Raw genomic sequence first — 16,138 nt, 5'->3', positions numbered from 1 at the left:
TGGGATCACGGAGCGTACAGTGACCGCATGATCACCGACGATCCCACCCTGACCAATCCCGACCATTACCGGACGCTCTGGGAGAACGACTTCGTCCGCGTGCTCGAGTACACCGACGAGCCGGGCGACCGGACCACGCCCCATGATCACCCCAACAGCGTCATGGTCACTCTGAGCGACTTCTCGCGTCGGCTCTCAGCCGGAGACCGTGTGTTCGACACATCGCTGTCCGCGGGGCAGGCCGTGTGGCTTCCTGCGCAGAGGCATTTCGGGGAGAACACCGGAAGCACGCCGACTCACACGATCCTCGTCGAGTTGAAGGGCGATGCCGCCGGGGAGATGAATCCGGCCGCGCTCGGACCGCGCACCTGAGGGGCCGACCCGTCGGTCAGCGACTCAGCGCCGAACGACCCGCGCCCGCGTCTTCGCGACGCTGCTGAGGGTCGCGCGCACCGGCGTGCCCAGATACAGGCCCAGCGATGCTCCCGAGGCCAGCGCGATGCCGATGACGACGGCGTCGACGAGGGACCCTCCGATGCCCACGACGCCTGATGCCGACCCGGCCGAGTGGATCATCTCGAGGAGCCCCTGGAACACCGCGACACCGGGCACGAGCGGCACGATGGCCGCCGTCGTGACGGCGACGGACGGCACGTGCAGCTTCACCGCGATCAGCATCCCGATGAAGCTCGCGAGCAGTGCGCCGATCGCGCTCGCCGCGGCCGGATGCAGGTTCAGCCCGACCATGGTGGAGTATCCGGCGATGGTCACGGCGCTGAGCAGCGCGCTCACGAGGATGATGCGGACGCCGGCGCCGTTGAAGACGGCGACGGCGATGGCGATGATGATCGCCCCGAGGAACTGGTTCAGCAGCGGACCGAACGGGGCGGGGTCGTCGGGCAGGCCCATCGTGAATCCGAGCACGCTGCCGACCTCGAGGCCGACGAGGATGCCGATCACGACGCCCAGCGTCTGCATCGTCAGGTCGAGGATGCGCCCGCCCGCGGTGAGCGCGAAGCCGTCGATCGCGTCCTGCGCGGCGCCGACGACGGTGAGCCCGGCGAGCATGAGCACGATGCCCGAGGCCACGATGATCGACGGGCGGATGCCGACGAACGGCTCGATCCCCGCGGAGCCCAGCGCCGAGACGGCGACAGCGACCACCGTGGTGACGAAGCCTCCGGCGATCTGGCTGAAGAACAGCGGGACCCTGGCGCGGGCGAGACCCGCTTGGGTCAGCGCCGCGCACAGCGCCGCGACGAAGGTGAGTCCGACGATGAGCGCCGAGGCTCCGAGCATGATGCTGACGCCGACCGCCAGCAGCGCCCTGGCGACGATGACGACCGGCTGCTGGTAGCGGAACGGCACGCGGCGCAGCACGCGGAAGGCGGTGCGGGCCGATTCGAGGTCGAGGCCGTCGTCGATGTCGGCGACCAGGGCCTGCACGCGCTGCAGCTTGGCGTGGTCGGGCGCCGCCACCCGCACGACCCGCACGAGCGTCTCCGGCCAGACCTCACCGCTCAGGTGGAATGAGACGGTGATCGAGTTGTAGGTCACATCGACCTGCACATCTCGCATGCCGTACGCAGCGCAGACCCGGGTGATGGCCAGCGTCACCTCGTGAGCGGAGGCGCCGACACCGAACATCGATTCGCCGATGCGGGTCGCGAGATCGAGGACCCGCGGAACAGTGCGTTCGTCGATGACGGGCATCGCCTCGGTGTGGGCGACGGTGGAGGGATCGGTGTGCAGGATGCGCTGCACGGAGGCGAGCAGTCGCCGCGGGGGGTTCGGGGACACCTCCCCATTCTCCCCTTCGTCAGGCGTGCGCGGGAACGTCGAGACGCTCAGCCGGCGGTGCGGCGCCCTCTGCGGGCTCGGGCACGAGGTAGAGGCCGCTCGGCGCACTGGCCGTGAACGCGAGCGCTTCGATCCAGGCACGGTTGATCGAGGGCTGACGGCTGCCGCTGTATTTGAAGACGAGCGAGCTTCCGGCATGCACCCAGACGGTCGTGCGGCCGCCGCCGACGCTCATGTCCTCGCGCCAGGTGAAGCTGAAGGGCTCCCCTCGACGCAGCTTGGCCGTGATGACGAGCTGCAGGTGGGTGAGCGCGCGGTCTTCGATATCGGCCTTGACGCTGCCCTCATAGATGAGCTTTCCCACGAAGACCTCCTCAGTTGGCCACGAACCCGTGTGATCGGGCGCGATCGGATGATCGACGGTGGTGCCACAAGCATCCCATATATCGTGGGCCGGCGGCCGCGCATCCGCGCATCCGCCGGCCCACAGGCGGTCTCTCAGGACATACGCCCGAAGGTGGCGTCGATGTCGGCCATCTCCATCGCGGCGGTCGCCTCGATCAGTGCGCGCAGCTCCTTGTCGGCACCCGGAGAGAACTCCTCGAGCCGCTCGGGAGAGATCGTCATCGGCACGCCGACGGGCGCCTGCTCGCTGGCGTCCAGGGTGGTGCCGTCGTTCGACGGCGAGGCGCCCTGGAAGATCTTGCCCGCTTCGGACTGGGCGGTCAGATCGAACGAGTAGTTCTTGCTCTGCAGACCGAGGTCGAGAAGCTTCTTGACCTCGGGGAACTGCTCGGCGTTGGTCTTGGGGATCGGCAGCGACGTGCGCCAGTTGACGCCGAGGGTCTCGAGCGCCTTCGCATAGGCGTTCTCATGCGCCTGATCGCGGACGATCAGGTACGAGATCGTGCTGCGGGCGGTCTTGTTGTCGGTCATCTCGTACAGTCGGCACTTCTGCAGGCGGCCCGTCGACTCGAGCATGAGGTTGTAGAGCAGGTCGAGCACGAGGTTGCCCGAGTTGTAGACGTAGCTTCCCGACCACGGGTTGCCGACGGCATCGACAGGGAGAGCGCCCTGAGCCCCGACCAGGTAGTGGTGGATGTTGCTCGTGTCGAGCGCGATGTTCAGGGGCGTCGCGCCGCCCGCCCCGGGCTTGTCGACGGGATCGGTCGGCTTTCCCTGATACTGCGGCGATCCGTCGAGCAGGCGCGAGATCGTCGTGCCGATGAGCTCGACGTGGCTGATCTCCTCGGTGCCGATCCCCTGGATGAGGTCCTTGTACGGCTTGCCGTCGGGTCCCCTGAAGTTGATGCTCTGGAACAGGTACTGCATCATCGTGCGCATCTCGCCGAACTGTCCGCCGAGGCCTTCCTGCAGCGCGTTCGCCGCCGCGGGATCCGGCTCGTCCTGAGCGATCTCGTTGATGAACTCCTGAACGTGGAAATACATGTCGGCCTCCGTCGGTCGGTGCTGGGGTGTGGGGCCACTGTGCGCCTCCGCAGCGGATCGACCCCCTCCCTCGACGTGGCGGCCCGATGGACGTACCATGCGTCGCCGCGGAGGTGGACGGGATCCATGCCGCCCGGGTTCCCGCTCGGCGTGCCGTCCGCCTGACGCGCCCGTCTGTCAACCCTCTGTCGGATCGCCTCTCACGGGTGGAGGGTGGCCGTTCGACACGCAACGAGGAGGATGACGATGAAGGCACTCACCTGGCAGGGCACGCGCAACGTGACGGTCGAGGAGGTGCCCGACCCGGTCATCGAGCACGCGACGGATGCGATCGTCCGGATCACCTCCTCGGCGATCTGCGGCTCCGACCTGCACCTGTACGAACTGCTCGGCCCCTTCCTCGACAAGGGCGACATCCTCGGCCACGAACCGATGGGCGTCGTCGTCGAGGTGGGCGATGCGGTGCGAGATCTGGCGGTCGGCGATCGGGTCGTCGTGCCGTTCAACATCTCGTGCGGCCATTGCTTCTTCTGTCTGCGGGGCCTGCAGTCCCAGTGCGAGACGACGCAGGTGAAGGAGTACGGCAGCGGCGCCTCGCTGTTCGGCTACACGAAGCTCTACGGGCAGGTCCCCGGCGGTCAGGCCGAGTACCTCCGGGTTCCGCTGGCGGACTACAACCACATCAACGTCGCCTCCGATCTCCCCGACGAGCGCTATCTCTTCTTGAGCGACATCCTGCCGACCGCCTGGCAGGGCGTCGAGTATGCGAACGTGCCAGACGGCGGAACGCTCGCCGTGATGGGACTGGGGCCGGTCGGCCAGTTCGTCGCCCGCGTGGGCGCCCACCGCGGTTACCGGGTGCTCGCGGTGGACCCTGTCGCCGAGCGACGCGAGATGGCAGCCCGACACGGTGCGGAGGTCTTCGACCTGACCGACGATGTCGTCGCGGAGCTGCGCGACCTCACGGACGGACGAGGGGCGGATGCCGTCGTCGACGCGGTCGGCATGGAGGCGCACGGCAACCCCGGGATCAAGCTGGTGCAGCGCGCTGTCGGCCTGCTGCCCGACCCCGCTGCCAGGCAGGTCTTCGACAAGGCGGGCATCGACCGCCTCGCCGCGCTGTACGCCTCGATCGACGTCGTGCGCCGTGGCGGCACGGTGTCGCTCAGCGGCGTCTATGCGGGCGACGCCGACATCCTGCCCATGAAGACGCTGTTCGACAAGCAGGTCAGCATCCGCATGGGCCAGTGCAACGTCAAGCGCTGGATCGACGACCTGATGCCTCTGGTCGAGGACCTCAGCGACCCGCTGGGCGTGATGGATCTCACGACCCATACCGCACCGCTCGAAGACGCCCCGGGGCTCTACGAGACCTTCCAGCGCAAGGAGGACGGCTGCATCAAGGTCGTGCTGCAACCTTCCGCGGTGTGAGGGGAAAGGCGTGTGAGCGTCAGCGCGTCGCGTCGAACTGTGCGGCGGGCGCGCTCGGCTGAACTCGACCGCGGATGAAGAACAGCAGGACGATGCCCACGATGATCACGGCGGGGTTGCCGAGACCCGCAAGAGCGCCGAGTCCGCCTTCGACCGGGTACGCGGTGTACAGGAAGATGCTCGGGTCGGTGCTGGCGTGCAGCAGGATCGGGGCGATGATCGTGCCGGTCACCCGCATCGCGAGGTACATGCAGACGCCGAACCCGAACGTGTAGACCAGCTGGATGGCCGTGGCCAACAGCGACTGCCCGGTGAGCAGGTTGCCCGCATGCAGGAGGGCGAACAGCGCGGAGGAGATCGCGGCGACGGCGATCTCGCGCTGCCCCGCCTTGCGGAGCAGGTTGACCACGAGACCTCGGGTCAGCACCTCCTCGGCGAATCCGATGAACACGCCGGCGAGCAGCCATGTCGCCACGACCTCGAACCCGGCAGCGCCGTAGTCGACCGAGAGGAAGTGGAGCACGTTGAACAGAAGCACGACGACGATGGCGATCCACATCCAGCCACGACCACGGATCGGCTGAGGGGCGAAGACCTCTTTCAGCCAGCCGAGGGATGCCGCGAACGCGACCAGCAGCAGGCTTCCGACCAGGATCGGGATGACGTAGAACACGAGGATCCCGGCGGCGCTCTGCGGGTCTTCGATCTGCGAGGCGATCGGGGCCAACAGCAGCGACAGGCCGTTGTACAGGACGAAGTACACGACGACGAGGACGAGTGCACGCCACCAGCCGCCCTGTTCCCAGAACCGTCGCCAGCCGGACTGCGTCACATCGGTCATCGCGCTTCCCTCCGCATCCGCGAGGGTCGCGGCTCATAACCAATATATGGGTGGGCCTACGTCAGGTGAGCGCGCCCCTCGGCGAGGTATCCCAACCGGTGCAGTGTCTCTGAGTTGCGCCAGCGCAGCAGGGGAGTGGTCAGCACGCTGGGCACGAGGGTGGCCGGCCCGCGGACCGGTTCTTCGTCGATGCGCACCATCGTGCCCCCGTCATACGAGCGGACCCGCAGGGTGACGCGGGCTTCGCCGATCGGCCAGCCCTTCGCACGCATGACCATGCGATGCGGCGGATCCCATTCCTCGACCACGGTCGTGTCGTCGAGCAGCGCGGGCCAGACGCCCACCGAGTGGTGCAGTTCGGCCCCCGGCTGCGGCCAGGACTCGTCGACGTCGCGCATGCGCGAGGCGCCGACGACCCACGCCGGGTAGAGCCAGCCGTCGGCCAGTACCCGGAACACGTCGTCGGGGTGGCAGTTCATCGTGCGGACATTCTTCGCCATGGCGGCTCCTTCTTCTCGCGCGTCTCTGCATGATCGTTCCATCGTCGCCGTCTCCCCAGGGGGTTGACGGGGCGGGAAGCCGAGGTGCTAGCACACGCCTGGCATCCGCGCCTCCCCCTGGAGCGGAACGCTCGTCTCTGCGAACGTCGAGTCATGGCACTCATCGACCTCCCCGTTCGCGCCGCCCGCCGACTCGGCGCTCTGGCGCACGACGACGCACCCGCTCTGCTCACCCGCGGCTACGGCTTCGGCCCCCGGATCTGGCGCAGAGTGCGACCTGGCGCGCGGTCGGCCCCGATGCGTCTGCTGGGCGATGACACCGTGTTCGTGCGCGGAGTCGAGGGTGTCGAGCTCTTCTACGACGAGACCCGCATCGCGCGCTCCGGGGCCATGCCGGCCATCGTGCAGGAGAGCCTGTTCGGCCACGGCTCCGTGCACAGCCTCGACGGCGCGGCGCACAGGCATCGCAAGGCCACCTTCGTGGAGGTCGCGTATGAAGACGAGCAGGTCGAGCGACTGACGCCCTGGCTCGAGCGCGAGTGGCAGAGCGAGCGTCAGGCGTGGCTCGACGGTGGCACCCGCAGCGCCTACGACGCGGCGGTCGGCGCGCTGGGGCGGGCGATCATGGGCTGGGCCGGTGTGCCAGGCACGCCCGCGGCCAAGACGCGGTGGGCGGCGAGACTGGCACAGATCGTCGACGGATTCGGGTCGCCCTACTCGCCGGAGTACCTCGCCGCCCTGGCGAATCGGTGGTGGTCCGACCGCCATTCGGCCCGCCTCATCGAGGCCGTGCGCCACGGCGCACTCAGCGCCGAACCGGGCACGGCGCTCGAGCAGTGGGCGCATCACCGTGACCAGGACGGCGAGCTGCTGCCCGCCCGCGTCGCGGGGGTCGAGCTGCAGAACAGCATCCGCCCGATGATCGCTGTGGCGCGCTTCGTCGCGTTCGCCGCAAAAGAGCTGCAGGAGCGCCCGGACTGGCGCGAGCGCATCGCCGCCGAGGCTGCCGAGCGGGGTTCTCTCGTCGGCGGCCCGCTGTCGATCATGTTCGCGCAGGAGATCAGGCGCACGTCCCCGTTCGTGCCGATGCTCCCCGGCTGGGCCATCGCAGACATCGAGATCGACGGACAGCGGGTGGATGCCGGAGGACGCGTCGTGCTCGACATCCTCGGCACCGACACCGACGACCGTTTCTGGGCCCGGCCGCAGAAGTTCGACCCGGAGCGCTTCCGCGACGTCGACGACTACGAGGCGCTCGCCGCATTCATTCCGCACGGCGGGGCGGACGTCGCGACCGGTCATCGATGCCCCGGCGAGAAGCTCGCCATCGCCGGCCTCGCCGCGGCCATCGCGGTGCTCAGCGATCCCGGTCTGCGGATCCTCGACGACGGCCTCGATGTCAACCGGCGTCGGCTGCCCACCAAGCCCCGCTCGGGCGGCAAGGTGCGGTCGGCGACAGCACCCGAGTCGAGTGGGTGCCCCTTCCATCGATAGAGGTCGTCACTCCCGTCCGGAGGTGTCGGCCCCGTCCGGGATGCGGTCGCAGGGGACGATCACGATCTCCTGCACCTTCCAGTCGAGGTCGGTGATGCGCTCCGACAGATCGGTCGTCTGCCGCAGCGACACCTTCCCCTTATGGGGCACGACGAAGGCCTCGATGTGGAAGACCTGGCCCTGATCCCGCATCCGGACCCCCGCCTCCTTCACCCACGGACGCGAGCGCATGGTCGAGAGCACATCCCCGGCGAGCGGATGCGGGTGCTTGCTGTCATAGGTCCTGGCGCGCTGGTCCATCAGGTCGATCACCGCGGTCTTGGTGTTGCGCCATCCGTCCCAGATGATGCCGAGCGAGATCACCAGAGCGGCTGCACCGTCGAGCCACCACACGCCCACGCCGACGCCGAGCACTCCGACGATCGAGGCGACCGTCGTCTGCCAGTCGGCTTTCGCCATGTCGGCGTCGGCGTAGAGCAGCTTGTTGTGCAGCACCGGCGCCAGCTTCGATTTGGCAGGTCCGTAGAAGAACACCGGCCCGACGATGACGACGGCCATGACGGCGACCATGAGCCAGCCGAGCCAGATCGTCTGCCCGAAGAGCTGCACGGTGCCGATGGTCGGATGCTCACCGGCGATCAGCCCGGTGACGGCTTCGATCGCCAGGTTGAGCCCGACGGCCAGGAGCGCGACCCCTGCCACGAGGTGTCCGATGCCCATCACCCGATGCAGCCCGTAGGGGTGCTTCACGGTCGGACGCCGACGCACGAACAACAGGGCGAGGAGGAACGCGAACTGAGGGATCAGCGACAGCATGTCCTCGATCCACGCCGTGCGCATCGCCTGCGAGTTGCCGACGACGAGCGCGATCACGGCGATCGTGACCGACGTGTAGGCGATCGTGAACCACTCCCACCGGATGGCTCGACGAAGAGCATCACGCTGCTCGTCGGGGAGTTCCGTCCGTCCGATCCTCGTCGGTGTCGTCACGACCCCACCTCCTCGTCGAGGTACCGCTCGAGTTCGCTCAGGAACTCGTTCTCGCCCAGGGGAACGAGCATCACGATCTCGCGGCCGTCCGCCCCGTCGATCCCGGGGTAGCCGCGGGTGACTCCCGCCTTGTCGACCCACGGGGTGTCTGCCGTGAAACCTCCGATCACGAGGTCGAGGTCACCGCGCTCGAGCATCCCGACCAGTGTCTCCTCCGAGCCCTGGGTCCAGTCGATGCTCGCGTCGATGCTGTCGGCGAAGCCGCTCGCGAGGTCGGGGAGACTGCCGGTCGGGGTCTCGCGGTCGGTGTCTGCGAGGCCGGGGTCGGCCGACACACCGACCCGCAGCTCGGATCCGGTCACGGATTCCAGAGTGCCGTCGGGGTCGGCGGGGATCGTCAGGCCGCAGCCCGACAGGCCGATCGCGAGCAGGAGCGCGGCCCCCGATGCGATGGCCCGACGAAGTGCCGGTGTCGATGCGTTCACGACGACATGATGCACTTCGCGCCGACGGCGCAGAATGCGGTTGACGCTCGCGTCAGCGGAGAGTATGCGGCTGTCGGGCGGTTCGTCGCCCGCCGCCGACCGGTACGGTAGGGCACATGTCACAGGCCCTCCGGACCTTCGGGCGCATCCTCGCGCGGCACTGGCCCGCGCTCATGGCCTGGTATCTCGGGGGTGAGGCTCTGCATCGCGTGCTCATCGAGTTCGCCGGGTTCGTCGGCGGTCACACCACGCTCGGCGGCCTGCTGCTGCTGCCGCTGGCGGTCGCCGCTCGTCTCGTCTCGTACGTCGCGATGTATCTCACGGTGCGGTCATCGCTGCCGCACAGCCGGAGGGAGGATGCGGGTGGCATCCGCGAATTCGGCTCAGCCACGCTCGCGGCGATCCTGCCGTTCTTCGCGTTCTACACCGCATGGGGCCTGCTCGACGCCGATCAGATCGAGTTCTTCCAGATCGCGCTCGCCGTCGCGCTGTCTAAATCCGGGAACGATGCCACCCAGATCGGTGACCGCGGCGGACTGATCTCGATCGGTGTGCTGCCCGTGACGGTGCTCGTGATCGCCTTGGTCGCTCGAGTGCTCCTGACCCGGTTCGCCCACCGACTGCCGCGCTGGACCATCATCCTCGCCACCTATGCCGAGGTGCTGTGGACATTCATGCTCTTCACGCTCGTCGCACGGTGGTGGACGAGCGTCCTCGACTGGTTCGCCGAGCGACAGGCGGTCGACTGGCTACGAGGGTTCGGCGACTGGTTCGCCGTGAACCTCCAGCCCGTCGCCGCGGTTTGGGAGGGCGGGACCTGGGTGTTCGGCATCCTGGTCGCCGCGCTCATCGTCCCCGCTGCCTGGCTCACGGTGGCCGGCGTGATCTTCGGCACGACCTTCGACTCGACTCCGGCGTTCTCGCGGTTCGGCGGGGGAGCGGCCCGCGGCGCCGCGATGAGCGTCGCGCGCACTCTCGTGATGCGACTCGAGGGCCTCTGGGCGGCCGTCACGGTGATCTGGCGGGGCGGGCCGCTGCTCTTCGGCGTCTACGCCGTCGCTTATGCGGCGTGGGGATTCGCCGAGCAGGCGGGAACCCGCGGGGTGCTGCTGCTCGTCGGCGGCCATGAATCGTCGTTCTGGGCCGGGGTCTTCCCGCTCATCACCGTCGCGATCGCGGCAGTGGCCGAGCCGCTGAGGGTGGCGATCGTCGCGACGGCGTACGACGGCGTCATCGGTCGCCCCCGCTCGGGCCTCGACACCCGCCCGTCAGGGGTCGATGCGGAAGCGGGCGAGGTCTTTGTCGCTCCCCTCGATGTCGAGGAGGAAGGGGCCGTCGGCGTCTTCGGGAAGCAGGAAAGTCAGCAGGATGCGGTACGACGCCGGCTCGGGAAGGCATGAGTTCTCGCCCTCGTCGGAGGGTACGACGAGGCCTTTGCGAGAGCTGAGCCAGGTCCGAGCCGAATCGATCTCGGTGAGTGTGGTCCGCCCGCAGAGTGAGGCATCTGACCCGCCGCTCGACGCCAGCCGGATGCTGAGGGTCTGGGATCCCTCCGGGGTCTCGAACTCGCCCCACTCGGTGGGGCCGAGCGTGAGCGTCTGCCCCGCGAGGTCGACGGTCGAGTCGGCCTCGATCACGCGATCGGTAGGCCGGACGCTGGGCAGGATGTCGAGCCACACAGTGGCACCGAGCATGGCCACGGCGGCGACCGCGAGCGCGATCAGCGCCCGGCGCTGCCTCCGCCACCAGCTCACTGAGTGCTCAGCTCAGGGTCGTCGAGCTCGACGCTCGGAGTGCGGGGCAGACCATGGAGCTCGAGCGGGATGGCGATCAGGTCGTCTAGCTCGGCAGTGACATACGAGGAGGTGAGACGCAGCTCGGCCCGTCCGGATGTGACATCGGGCGGCAGCTCGAAGGCCAGGGTGCCGACCGTGTCGACGCCTAGCCGCAGCGGACTCGACCTCAACGTCGCCTTCGGTCGCTCACTCGTCTGGAACACGCGGTCGCCGACGGCCAGCGTCGCCAGATTGATGGCCGCGTCGACCTCCGTGTGCGCGGCCGACGCGATGACCGTCACGACGAGCCAGTTGCCCTCGGCGCTCCAGTCAGCACCCGGCACCGCGACCTCATCAGTGAACGTCGCATCGGTCGCCGCCGCGATCAGAGTGCGTGACTCGACGGCATCGCCGAAGGATCCGTGCACCTCGGTCGGCCCGATCACGTCTTCGTCGGTGGGGGTGATGGCGGTCACGGCACCGGCGGCTAGCACCAGCACGGCACCGAGCAGCCAGGGCGTCGCGCGTCTCATGGTGCCTCCTGCGCGGTGACGGTGATGCGTGCGCTGAGCGAGGCAGGGTTCCAGGTGATGACGCGCGATGAGATGACCACCCTTCCGCGACTCACCTCCACCTCGTGGACGTCGAGCGACACCGCACCGTCGGGGAACGCATCCTCGGGAACCGTCCAGGCGAAGGTGACCTGGCTGGGGACTCCCGGTTGCAAGATCACGACACCAGACGAGCCGTCGGCGCGCCACACGTCGACCGAGTCGGTCGCGGTGACGCCCTTCAGCTCGAGGAGGGGAGTGTCGGTGTTGACGAGTCCGGCGCTGACCCGGTCCGCGCCGGTGGTGCCCACCGGGATCGGCACATCCGAGAGGTTCTCCATCCGGGTGCTCATCACGAGGAACTTCTCGCCGGGATCCGCCTCGAGATACTCCGATTCGATCTCGGTGGTGAACTCGGCGTCGAGCACGGTGATGGCATACATCGAGGTGCGCGCCTCGTCGTCCGCACCGAGCAGGGTCGGAGACTCCTCTGCCCGGCTGAGCCCGCCCGCCGCAGCGACGATGATCACCAGGGCGACCAGCGCGGCAGCCGCAAGCCAGATCCAGCGGGGGAGCTTGGCGACGGCGTGCGCCCAGCGCGAGACGGCTGCGCGAACGACGGTTCGGGCACGCACTGCGGCAGGCAGGGCGGATGGCGCACCGGAGGGTGCGCCGTCGTGATCCCCCGTCTCGCTCACGAGGTCAGCCTACCCAGGGGGTCGCCCGGAGGGGATCAGGAGCATGTCTCGAACACGTACTCCTGGTGCCCCGGCGTGACCAGGTCGCGATCCCGCAGCACCATCGATGCGGGCGCCTCGTCGTCGGCGCACATCTCGGCGAACGGCCGGGGCAGCCCGTCGGCATACTCGATGTCGATCACGGCGTCGCCATAGACGTCGGTGAAGGCTCCGCACTCCTCGTAGACGGAGCACTCCTCGACGACGGCGAAATCGAACCCGGCGCGCTCGCGCAGCAGGGGTGCAACCTCGGCGGCGTTCTTCTGCCCGGCGGCGAGCCCGGAGTCGTGCGCGACGTCGACGAGCAGCGTCGCAAGGGCGAGATTGTCGTCGAGTGCGAGCGCACCGTCGGAGCGGGTGTACGAGTCGAGGTTGTCGAATTCCACCGCATCGAATCCCGATTCGGCGCACCCCTCGATCCACGGACCGACGATCTCGGTGATGCGCTCGCGGCGGCCGTCGGTCGAGGTGTCGAGCAGCGCCTCATCCGGCCAGTCGGGGTCGAACACAGGCTCGCCGCCGCTCTGCAGCACGAGATCGTCGGGCCAGGTGCCGAGCTCGCCCGGCTGGGTCTGGAATCCGTTCACGTAGCAGATCGAGTACAGCCCCTCGGCGGGGTCGTCGGAGCGGTCGCGACCGACGATGCCGACTCCGTCGGTGGGGTCGTACGCCCCGCCGAGCTGGTAATCGGGTGTTGCTCCCGCTGGTGGAGGCGTGAAGGGCGCAGGCGGGTCGGAGATGGTCGTGACGCAACCCGAGAGGGCGAGGACCAGCGCGGCGATGGCGGTCACCGCGACCGTCGCGCGCCTCAGCTGCCGGCTCCGTACAGTGCGGCGATCTCTTTCGAACCCATCCCTTGATCGTATGTGCCGTGCTGGGGCCAGCCGGACGGGGAGTCCTCCCACTCCTCCTGCCGACCGTAGGGGAGGAGATCGACGAGACCCTGCAGCTGGCTCATGCGCTCGGTGCCGCGTCCGTTCGTGTGCCAGGTGCGGTACACGGTGTCGCCGTCGCGGAGGAACACGTTCACGCCGAAGCCCTCGTTCGGACCGGCGTCCATGTCGGTGCCGAACGTGCTGTCGGAGCTCGAGTACCAGGTCATGCGATTGCCCACCCGCTCGCGGTAGGCCAGCGCCTCGTCGATCGGGCCGTTCGTGACGATCACGAAGCGCGCGTCGTAGTACCGCTCGAGAAAGTCGAGCCGCGTGAACTGCGAGGTGAAGCCGGTGCACCCTGGGCACTGCCAGTCGTTGCCGTCGGTCCACATGTGGTTGTAGACGATGAGCTGGGGGTGCTCGCCGAAGATCTCGGCAAGCCGCACCGGCCCGTCGGCGCCGACGAGCGTGTACTCGGGCAGTTCGACCATCGGCAGTCGCCTTCGCTGCGCCGCGATCGCATCGAGCTCTCGCGTCGCCGCCTTCTCCCGCACGCGCAGCGCATCGAGCTCGCGACGCCACGTGTCGGCGTCGACGACGGGCGGAAGGGGCGTCTGGGTCGTGCTCACGGTGGACCTCCGGGTGCTCGGGACGACGGTGCACCCAGTGTGCGCCCGCCCACCGACATCGTCAACCGATCGGCGAAGGGGTGCCGTCGACCGCCGGCGTCTCGACCTCATCGGCGGGATTGCGCCGGATGCCGATCCACGACACGACGCCACCGAGCACGAGCAGCACGGCCGTGAACCAGGCCGCGTTGTGGAAGCCGGCGAGATCGAGCGTGCCGCCGATGATGGTCGACAGCATCGCGACGACGAGCAGTCCGGCGACGCGCGAGACGGCGTTGTTGACGGCCGAGGCGATGCCCGAGCGCGACTCGTCGATGGCGCCGAGGATCGCCGAGGTGAGCGGCGCCACGGTGAGCGAGAGGCCGAGGCCGAGCACGATCATCGCCGGCAGCACCTGCCACCAGTAGTCGAAGTCCTCGCCGACGAGCAGCAGCATGAGGGCGCCGACGGCCATGATGAGCGGGCCCACGGTCATGAAGATGCGGGGACCGAACCGTCCGGCCCATGAGCCTGCCCGCGAGCTGACCAGGATCATCAGGATCGTCATCGGCAGGCTCGCGAGGCCGGCCGCCGTGGCGGTGAGACCGGCGCCCTGCTGCAGGTAGACGCCCACGACGAAGCCGTTCAGCGACAGGGCGGCGTAGACGAAGAGGGTGGCGAGGTTGCCCCACGCGAAGTCGCGCACGCGGAACAGCGAGAGCGGCATGAGTGGCGACTCAGAGCGCTGCTGGCGCACGAGGAACCAGGCGAAGAGGGCGGCTCCGATCACGCCGGGCAGCCAGATGGCGGGGGACTGCCACCCGAGGTTCGGCTGCTCGATCAGCGCGAACACGACCGCGCCGAGACCGATCGCGCACAGGGCGCCGCTGAGCCAGTCGACGCGCACCCCGCTCGGGTGCTCCTGCAGCTTCAGGCGCGAGAGCAGCACGAGGGTGACGGCGATCGGCACGACGTTGATGAGGAAGACGAATCGCCACGACAGGAAGTCGACGAAGAGTCCGCCGAGCAGCGGGCCGACCAGCTGCGCGGCGGTGGTGAACGCCGTCCACACGCCGATCGCCCGTGACTGCACGTCGGCGCGCATGGTCGCCGTGATCAGCGCGAGCGAGCTCGGCACCAGCAGAGCACCGGCCGCTCCCTGCGCCGCTCGCGCGATGATCAGGATGAGGGGATCGGGTGCCGCGGCGACCGCGACCGATGCGACTCCGAAGGCGATGAGGCCGATGCGCATCACGAGCACCCGGCCGTAGGCGTCCGACAGCGACCCCGCGAGCAGGATGAGCGCGCTGAGGGTGATGAGGTACGCGTCGACCACCCACTGCTGAGTGGTGATGCCGCCGCCGAGTTCCTCACTGATCGCAGGAAGGGCGACGGTCACGACGGTGCCGTCGAGGAAGGTCACGAACGACGCCAGGACGGCGACGGAGATCACGAGCCGCTGCAGCGGCGCGAAGCGAGAGGATGCCACAGGCCGACACTACTGCCGCCCGGGGACGTGCGGGCGATCAGGTGATCGTCGTGCTCGCGCGATACAGCTCGCGCAGACCCGCCGTGCCGCGCTCGGCATACGCCCTGCGCTGTCGCTCGGCCCCTGTGCCGTCGGCGCGGAGGCGGGCGATTCCCTCCGTGACGAAGTCCTCGTCGCCGAGCTGGCCGAGTGTCGGACGCAGCCGTTCGAGGAGTCCCTCGGCGATCGTCCATGCCGACTCGACCGCTCCGGTCACCGGGTCGACCAGCCGTGCATCCGTCCCATACCTCGCGGCGGTCCAGAGGGACGCATCGATCGCATCGGCACCGACGCCGTGGCAGTCGTCGAGGGCGTCGCTCACGAGCAGGGCACGGGTGAGGGCCACCGCGAGCAGCGTGTCGTCGACGGTCAGCTGCGCGTCGAAGACGCGAACCTCGACGGTGGGGAACCTCTCAGAGAGACGAACGGTCCACGACAGCGAGCTGGCCTCGGCGATCGCGCCCATCGAGACGAGCTGCTCGACGTGCGAGCGATAGTCGGTGAGATCGCGGAAGAGCGGGGGGCTCCATGAGGCGGGCAGGCGACGGATCAGGATGCTGCGCCAGCTCGCGAACCCCGAGTCCCGCCCATGGGCGAACGGGGCGTTGCCGGTGATGGCGAGCAGCGGAGGCAACCACGCGCGCACCCGGTTGACGACGCGGACGCGCTCTTCCTCCTCCGGCACCTCGACGTGGATGTGCAGTCCGTTGACCTCGTGCTCGCGGGTGATCTCGACCAGTTGGGCCGACACCGCGTCGTAGTGCGCCGAAGATGAGACCACGAGGCGGTTGGGTGAGATGAACGGGGTCCCCGTCGCGGCGACGATCGAACCCTGATCCGCGGCGACGTCGCCCAGCAGCCCTCTCGTATGACGTAGCTGCGACTCGGCATCCGCTCGCGTGAGGCACGGCTCGGTGGCCGACTCGAGCTGGCAGGTCAGATACTCCGGGGTGACCCCGGCGCCGGCCTCGCTCAGGATCCGCTCTCGCGTCTCGGTGCTCATGGCCGAGGGGACGAGTGTCTGCTCGTCGAGGAGGACGAACTCCTCCTCGACGCCGAACCGGGCCATCTACG

The 16,138-nt window shown here is 68.8% G+C and carries 17 protein-coding genes; 4 read left to right on the top strand and 13 right to left on the bottom strand.

Annotation, left to right across the window (positions count from 1 at the left end; genetic code table 11):
• Positions 1-27: 27 nt before the first annotated feature.
• Positions 28-372: a cupin domain-containing protein gene (locus ACIP5T_RS17930; protein ID WP_400866509.1), complete on the top strand. Its 345-nt coding sequence runs from the start codon at positions 28-30 to the stop codon at positions 370-372.
• 24 nt (positions 373-396) lie between these two features.
• On the opposite strand, the gene ACIP5T_RS17925 is transcribed toward ACIP5T_RS17930, so the two are convergent.
• The 3 genes from ACIP5T_RS17925 to ACIP5T_RS17915 form a co-directional block, all read right to left on the bottom strand.
• A complete protein-coding gene (locus ACIP5T_RS17925) occupies positions 397-1,800 on the bottom strand; it encodes a threonine/serine exporter ThrE family protein (protein WP_400866506.1) in 1,404 nt (467 codons plus the stop codon).
• A gap of 19 nt (positions 1,801-1,819) precedes the next feature.
• Entirely contained in the window at positions 1,820-2,164 is a 345-nt protein-coding gene (locus tag ACIP5T_RS17920; RefSeq protein ID WP_400866503.1) for an ATP-dependent DNA ligase, read from the bottom strand.
• 134 nt (positions 2,165-2,298) lie between these two features.
• Positions 2,299-3,249, bottom strand: coding sequence for a manganese catalase family protein (locus ACIP5T_RS17915; protein ID WP_042540031.1), 951 nt, complete (start codon positions 3,247-3,249; stop codon positions 2,299-2,301).
• A gap of 246 nt (positions 3,250-3,495) precedes the next feature.
• Between ACIP5T_RS17915 and ACIP5T_RS17910 the strand changes: the two genes are divergently transcribed.
• Positions 3,496-4,680 carry a zinc-dependent alcohol dehydrogenase gene (locus ACIP5T_RS17910; protein WP_400866499.1) on the top strand — a complete coding sequence of 395 codons (1,185 nt, stop codon included), beginning with the start codon at positions 3,496-3,498 and terminating at the stop codon, positions 4,678-4,680.
• A 19-nt stretch (positions 4,681-4,699) separates the two neighbouring features.
• Here ACIP5T_RS17910 and ACIP5T_RS17905 read toward each other — a convergent pair whose 3' ends face one another.
• Together ACIP5T_RS17905 and ACIP5T_RS17900 are read right to left on the bottom strand one after the other, a co-directional pair.
• A complete protein-coding gene (locus ACIP5T_RS17905) occupies positions 4,700-5,521 on the bottom strand; it encodes a lysostaphin resistance A-like protein (RefSeq protein WP_400866496.1) in 822 nt (273 codons plus the stop codon).
• Positions 5,522-5,577: 56 nt separating this feature from the next.
• Complete coding sequence (locus ACIP5T_RS17900) at positions 5,578-6,021, bottom strand: SRPBCC family protein (protein WP_400866493.1); 444 nt, start codon at positions 6,019-6,021, stop codon at positions 5,578-5,580.
• Between the two features lie 153 nt (positions 6,022-6,174).
• On the opposite strand from ACIP5T_RS17900, the gene ACIP5T_RS17895 reads away from it, so the two are divergent.
• Positions 6,175-7,515, top strand: coding sequence for a cytochrome P450 (locus tag ACIP5T_RS17895; RefSeq protein WP_400866490.1), 1,341 nt, complete (start codon positions 6,175-6,177; stop codon positions 7,513-7,515).
• A gap of 6 nt (positions 7,516-7,521) precedes the next feature.
• Here the strand turns inward: ACIP5T_RS17895 and ACIP5T_RS17890 are convergent, their stop codons facing one another.
• Both ACIP5T_RS17890 and ACIP5T_RS17885 read right to left on the bottom strand, forming a co-directional pair.
• Positions 7,522-8,505 (bottom strand): cation transporter, encoded by a 984-nt coding sequence (locus tag ACIP5T_RS17890; RefSeq protein WP_400866487.1) that lies wholly within the window; start codon positions 8,503-8,505, stop codon positions 7,522-7,524.
• Positions 8,502-8,990, bottom strand: coding sequence for a hypothetical protein (locus ACIP5T_RS17885; protein WP_400866484.1), 489 nt, complete (start codon positions 8,988-8,990; stop codon positions 8,502-8,504). The genes ACIP5T_RS17890 and ACIP5T_RS17885 overlap by 4 nt, the downstream gene beginning before the upstream one ends.
• A 116-nt stretch (positions 8,991-9,106) precedes the next feature.
• Here ACIP5T_RS17885 and ACIP5T_RS17880 point away from each other — a divergent pair, with 116 nt between their 5' ends.
• Positions 9,107-10,390 carry a hypothetical protein gene (locus ACIP5T_RS17880; RefSeq protein ID WP_400866481.1) on the top strand — a complete coding sequence of 428 codons (1,284 nt, stop codon included), beginning with the start codon at positions 9,107-9,109 and terminating at the stop codon, positions 10,388-10,390.
• Between the two features lie 350 nt (positions 10,391-10,740).
• Here ACIP5T_RS17880 and ACIP5T_RS17875 read toward each other — a convergent pair whose 3' ends face one another.
• The 6 genes from ACIP5T_RS17875 to ACIP5T_RS17850 form a co-directional block, all read right to left on the bottom strand.
• Positions 10,741-11,298, bottom strand: a complete 558-nt coding sequence (locus tag ACIP5T_RS17875; RefSeq protein WP_400866478.1) for a hypothetical protein — start codon at positions 11,296-11,298, stop codon at positions 10,741-10,743.
• Complete coding sequence (locus ACIP5T_RS17870; RefSeq protein WP_400866475.1) at positions 11,295-12,014, bottom strand: hypothetical protein; 720 nt, start codon at positions 12,012-12,014, stop codon at positions 11,295-11,297. The genes ACIP5T_RS17875 and ACIP5T_RS17870 overlap by 4 nt, the downstream gene beginning before the upstream one ends.
• Positions 12,015-12,049: 35 nt before the next feature.
• Positions 12,050-12,844, bottom strand: coding sequence for an endo alpha-1,4 polygalactosaminidase (locus ACIP5T_RS17865; protein WP_400866472.1), 795 nt, complete (start codon positions 12,842-12,844; stop codon positions 12,050-12,052).
• A 17-nt stretch (positions 12,845-12,861) separates the two neighbouring features.
• Positions 12,862-13,557, bottom strand: coding sequence for a DUF899 domain-containing protein (locus ACIP5T_RS17860; protein ID WP_400866469.1), 696 nt, complete (start codon positions 13,555-13,557; stop codon positions 12,862-12,864).
• Between the two features lie 61 nt (positions 13,558-13,618).
• Entirely contained in the window at positions 13,619-15,025 is a 1,407-nt protein-coding gene (locus ACIP5T_RS17855; protein ID WP_400866466.1) for an MFS transporter, read from the bottom strand.
• Between the two features lie 37 nt (positions 15,026-15,062).
• Positions 15,063-16,133: a YbdK family carboxylate-amine ligase gene (locus ACIP5T_RS17850; RefSeq protein ID WP_400866462.1), complete on the bottom strand. Its 1,071-nt coding sequence runs from the start codon at positions 16,131-16,133 to the stop codon at positions 15,063-15,065.
• Between the last annotated feature and the right edge of the window lie 5 nt (positions 16,134-16,138).

Origin of the sequence: Microbacterium sp. NPDC088619 (assembly GCF_044752825.1) — a bacterium.
Taxonomy (GTDB): domain Bacteria; phylum Actinomycetota; class Actinomycetes; order Actinomycetales; family Microbacteriaceae; genus Microbacterium.
This window is presented reverse-complemented; position numbering and strand designations above follow the sequence as displayed.

Bases quoted from the DNA above. Each gene is read 5' to 3' on its own strand.
- ACIP5T_RS17930 (WP_400866509.1), top strand. From the start codon at position 28: ATGATCACCGACGATCCCACCCTGACCAATCCCGACCATTACCGGACG.
- ACIP5T_RS17915 (WP_042540031.1), bottom strand. From the start codon at position 3,249: ATGTATTTCCACGTTCAGGAGTTCATCAACGAGATCGCTCAGGACGAG.
- ACIP5T_RS17910 (WP_400866499.1), top strand. From the start codon at position 3,496: ATGAAGGCACTCACCTGGCAGGGCACGCGCAACGTGACGGTCGAGGAG.
- ACIP5T_RS17905 (WP_400866496.1), bottom strand. From the start codon at position 5,521: ATGACCGATGTGACGCAGTCCGGCTGGCGACGGTTCTGGGAACAGGGC.
- ACIP5T_RS17900 (WP_400866493.1), bottom strand. From the start codon at position 6,021: ATGGCGAAGAATGTCCGCACGATGAACTGCCACCCCGACGACGTGTTC.
- ACIP5T_RS17895 (WP_400866490.1), top strand. From the start codon at position 6,175: ATGGCACTCATCGACCTCCCCGTTCGCGCCGCCCGCCGACTCGGCGCT.
- ACIP5T_RS17880 (WP_400866481.1), top strand. From the start codon at position 9,107: ATGTCACAGGCCCTCCGGACCTTCGGGCGCATCCTCGCGCGGCACTGG.
- ACIP5T_RS17875 (WP_400866478.1), bottom strand. From the start codon at position 11,298: ATGAGACGCGCGACGCCCTGGCTGCTCGGTGCCGTGCTGGTGCTAGCC.
- ACIP5T_RS17850 (WP_400866462.1), bottom strand. From the start codon at position 16,133: ATGGCCCGGTTCGGCGTCGAGGAGGAGTTCGTCCTCCTCGACGAGCAG.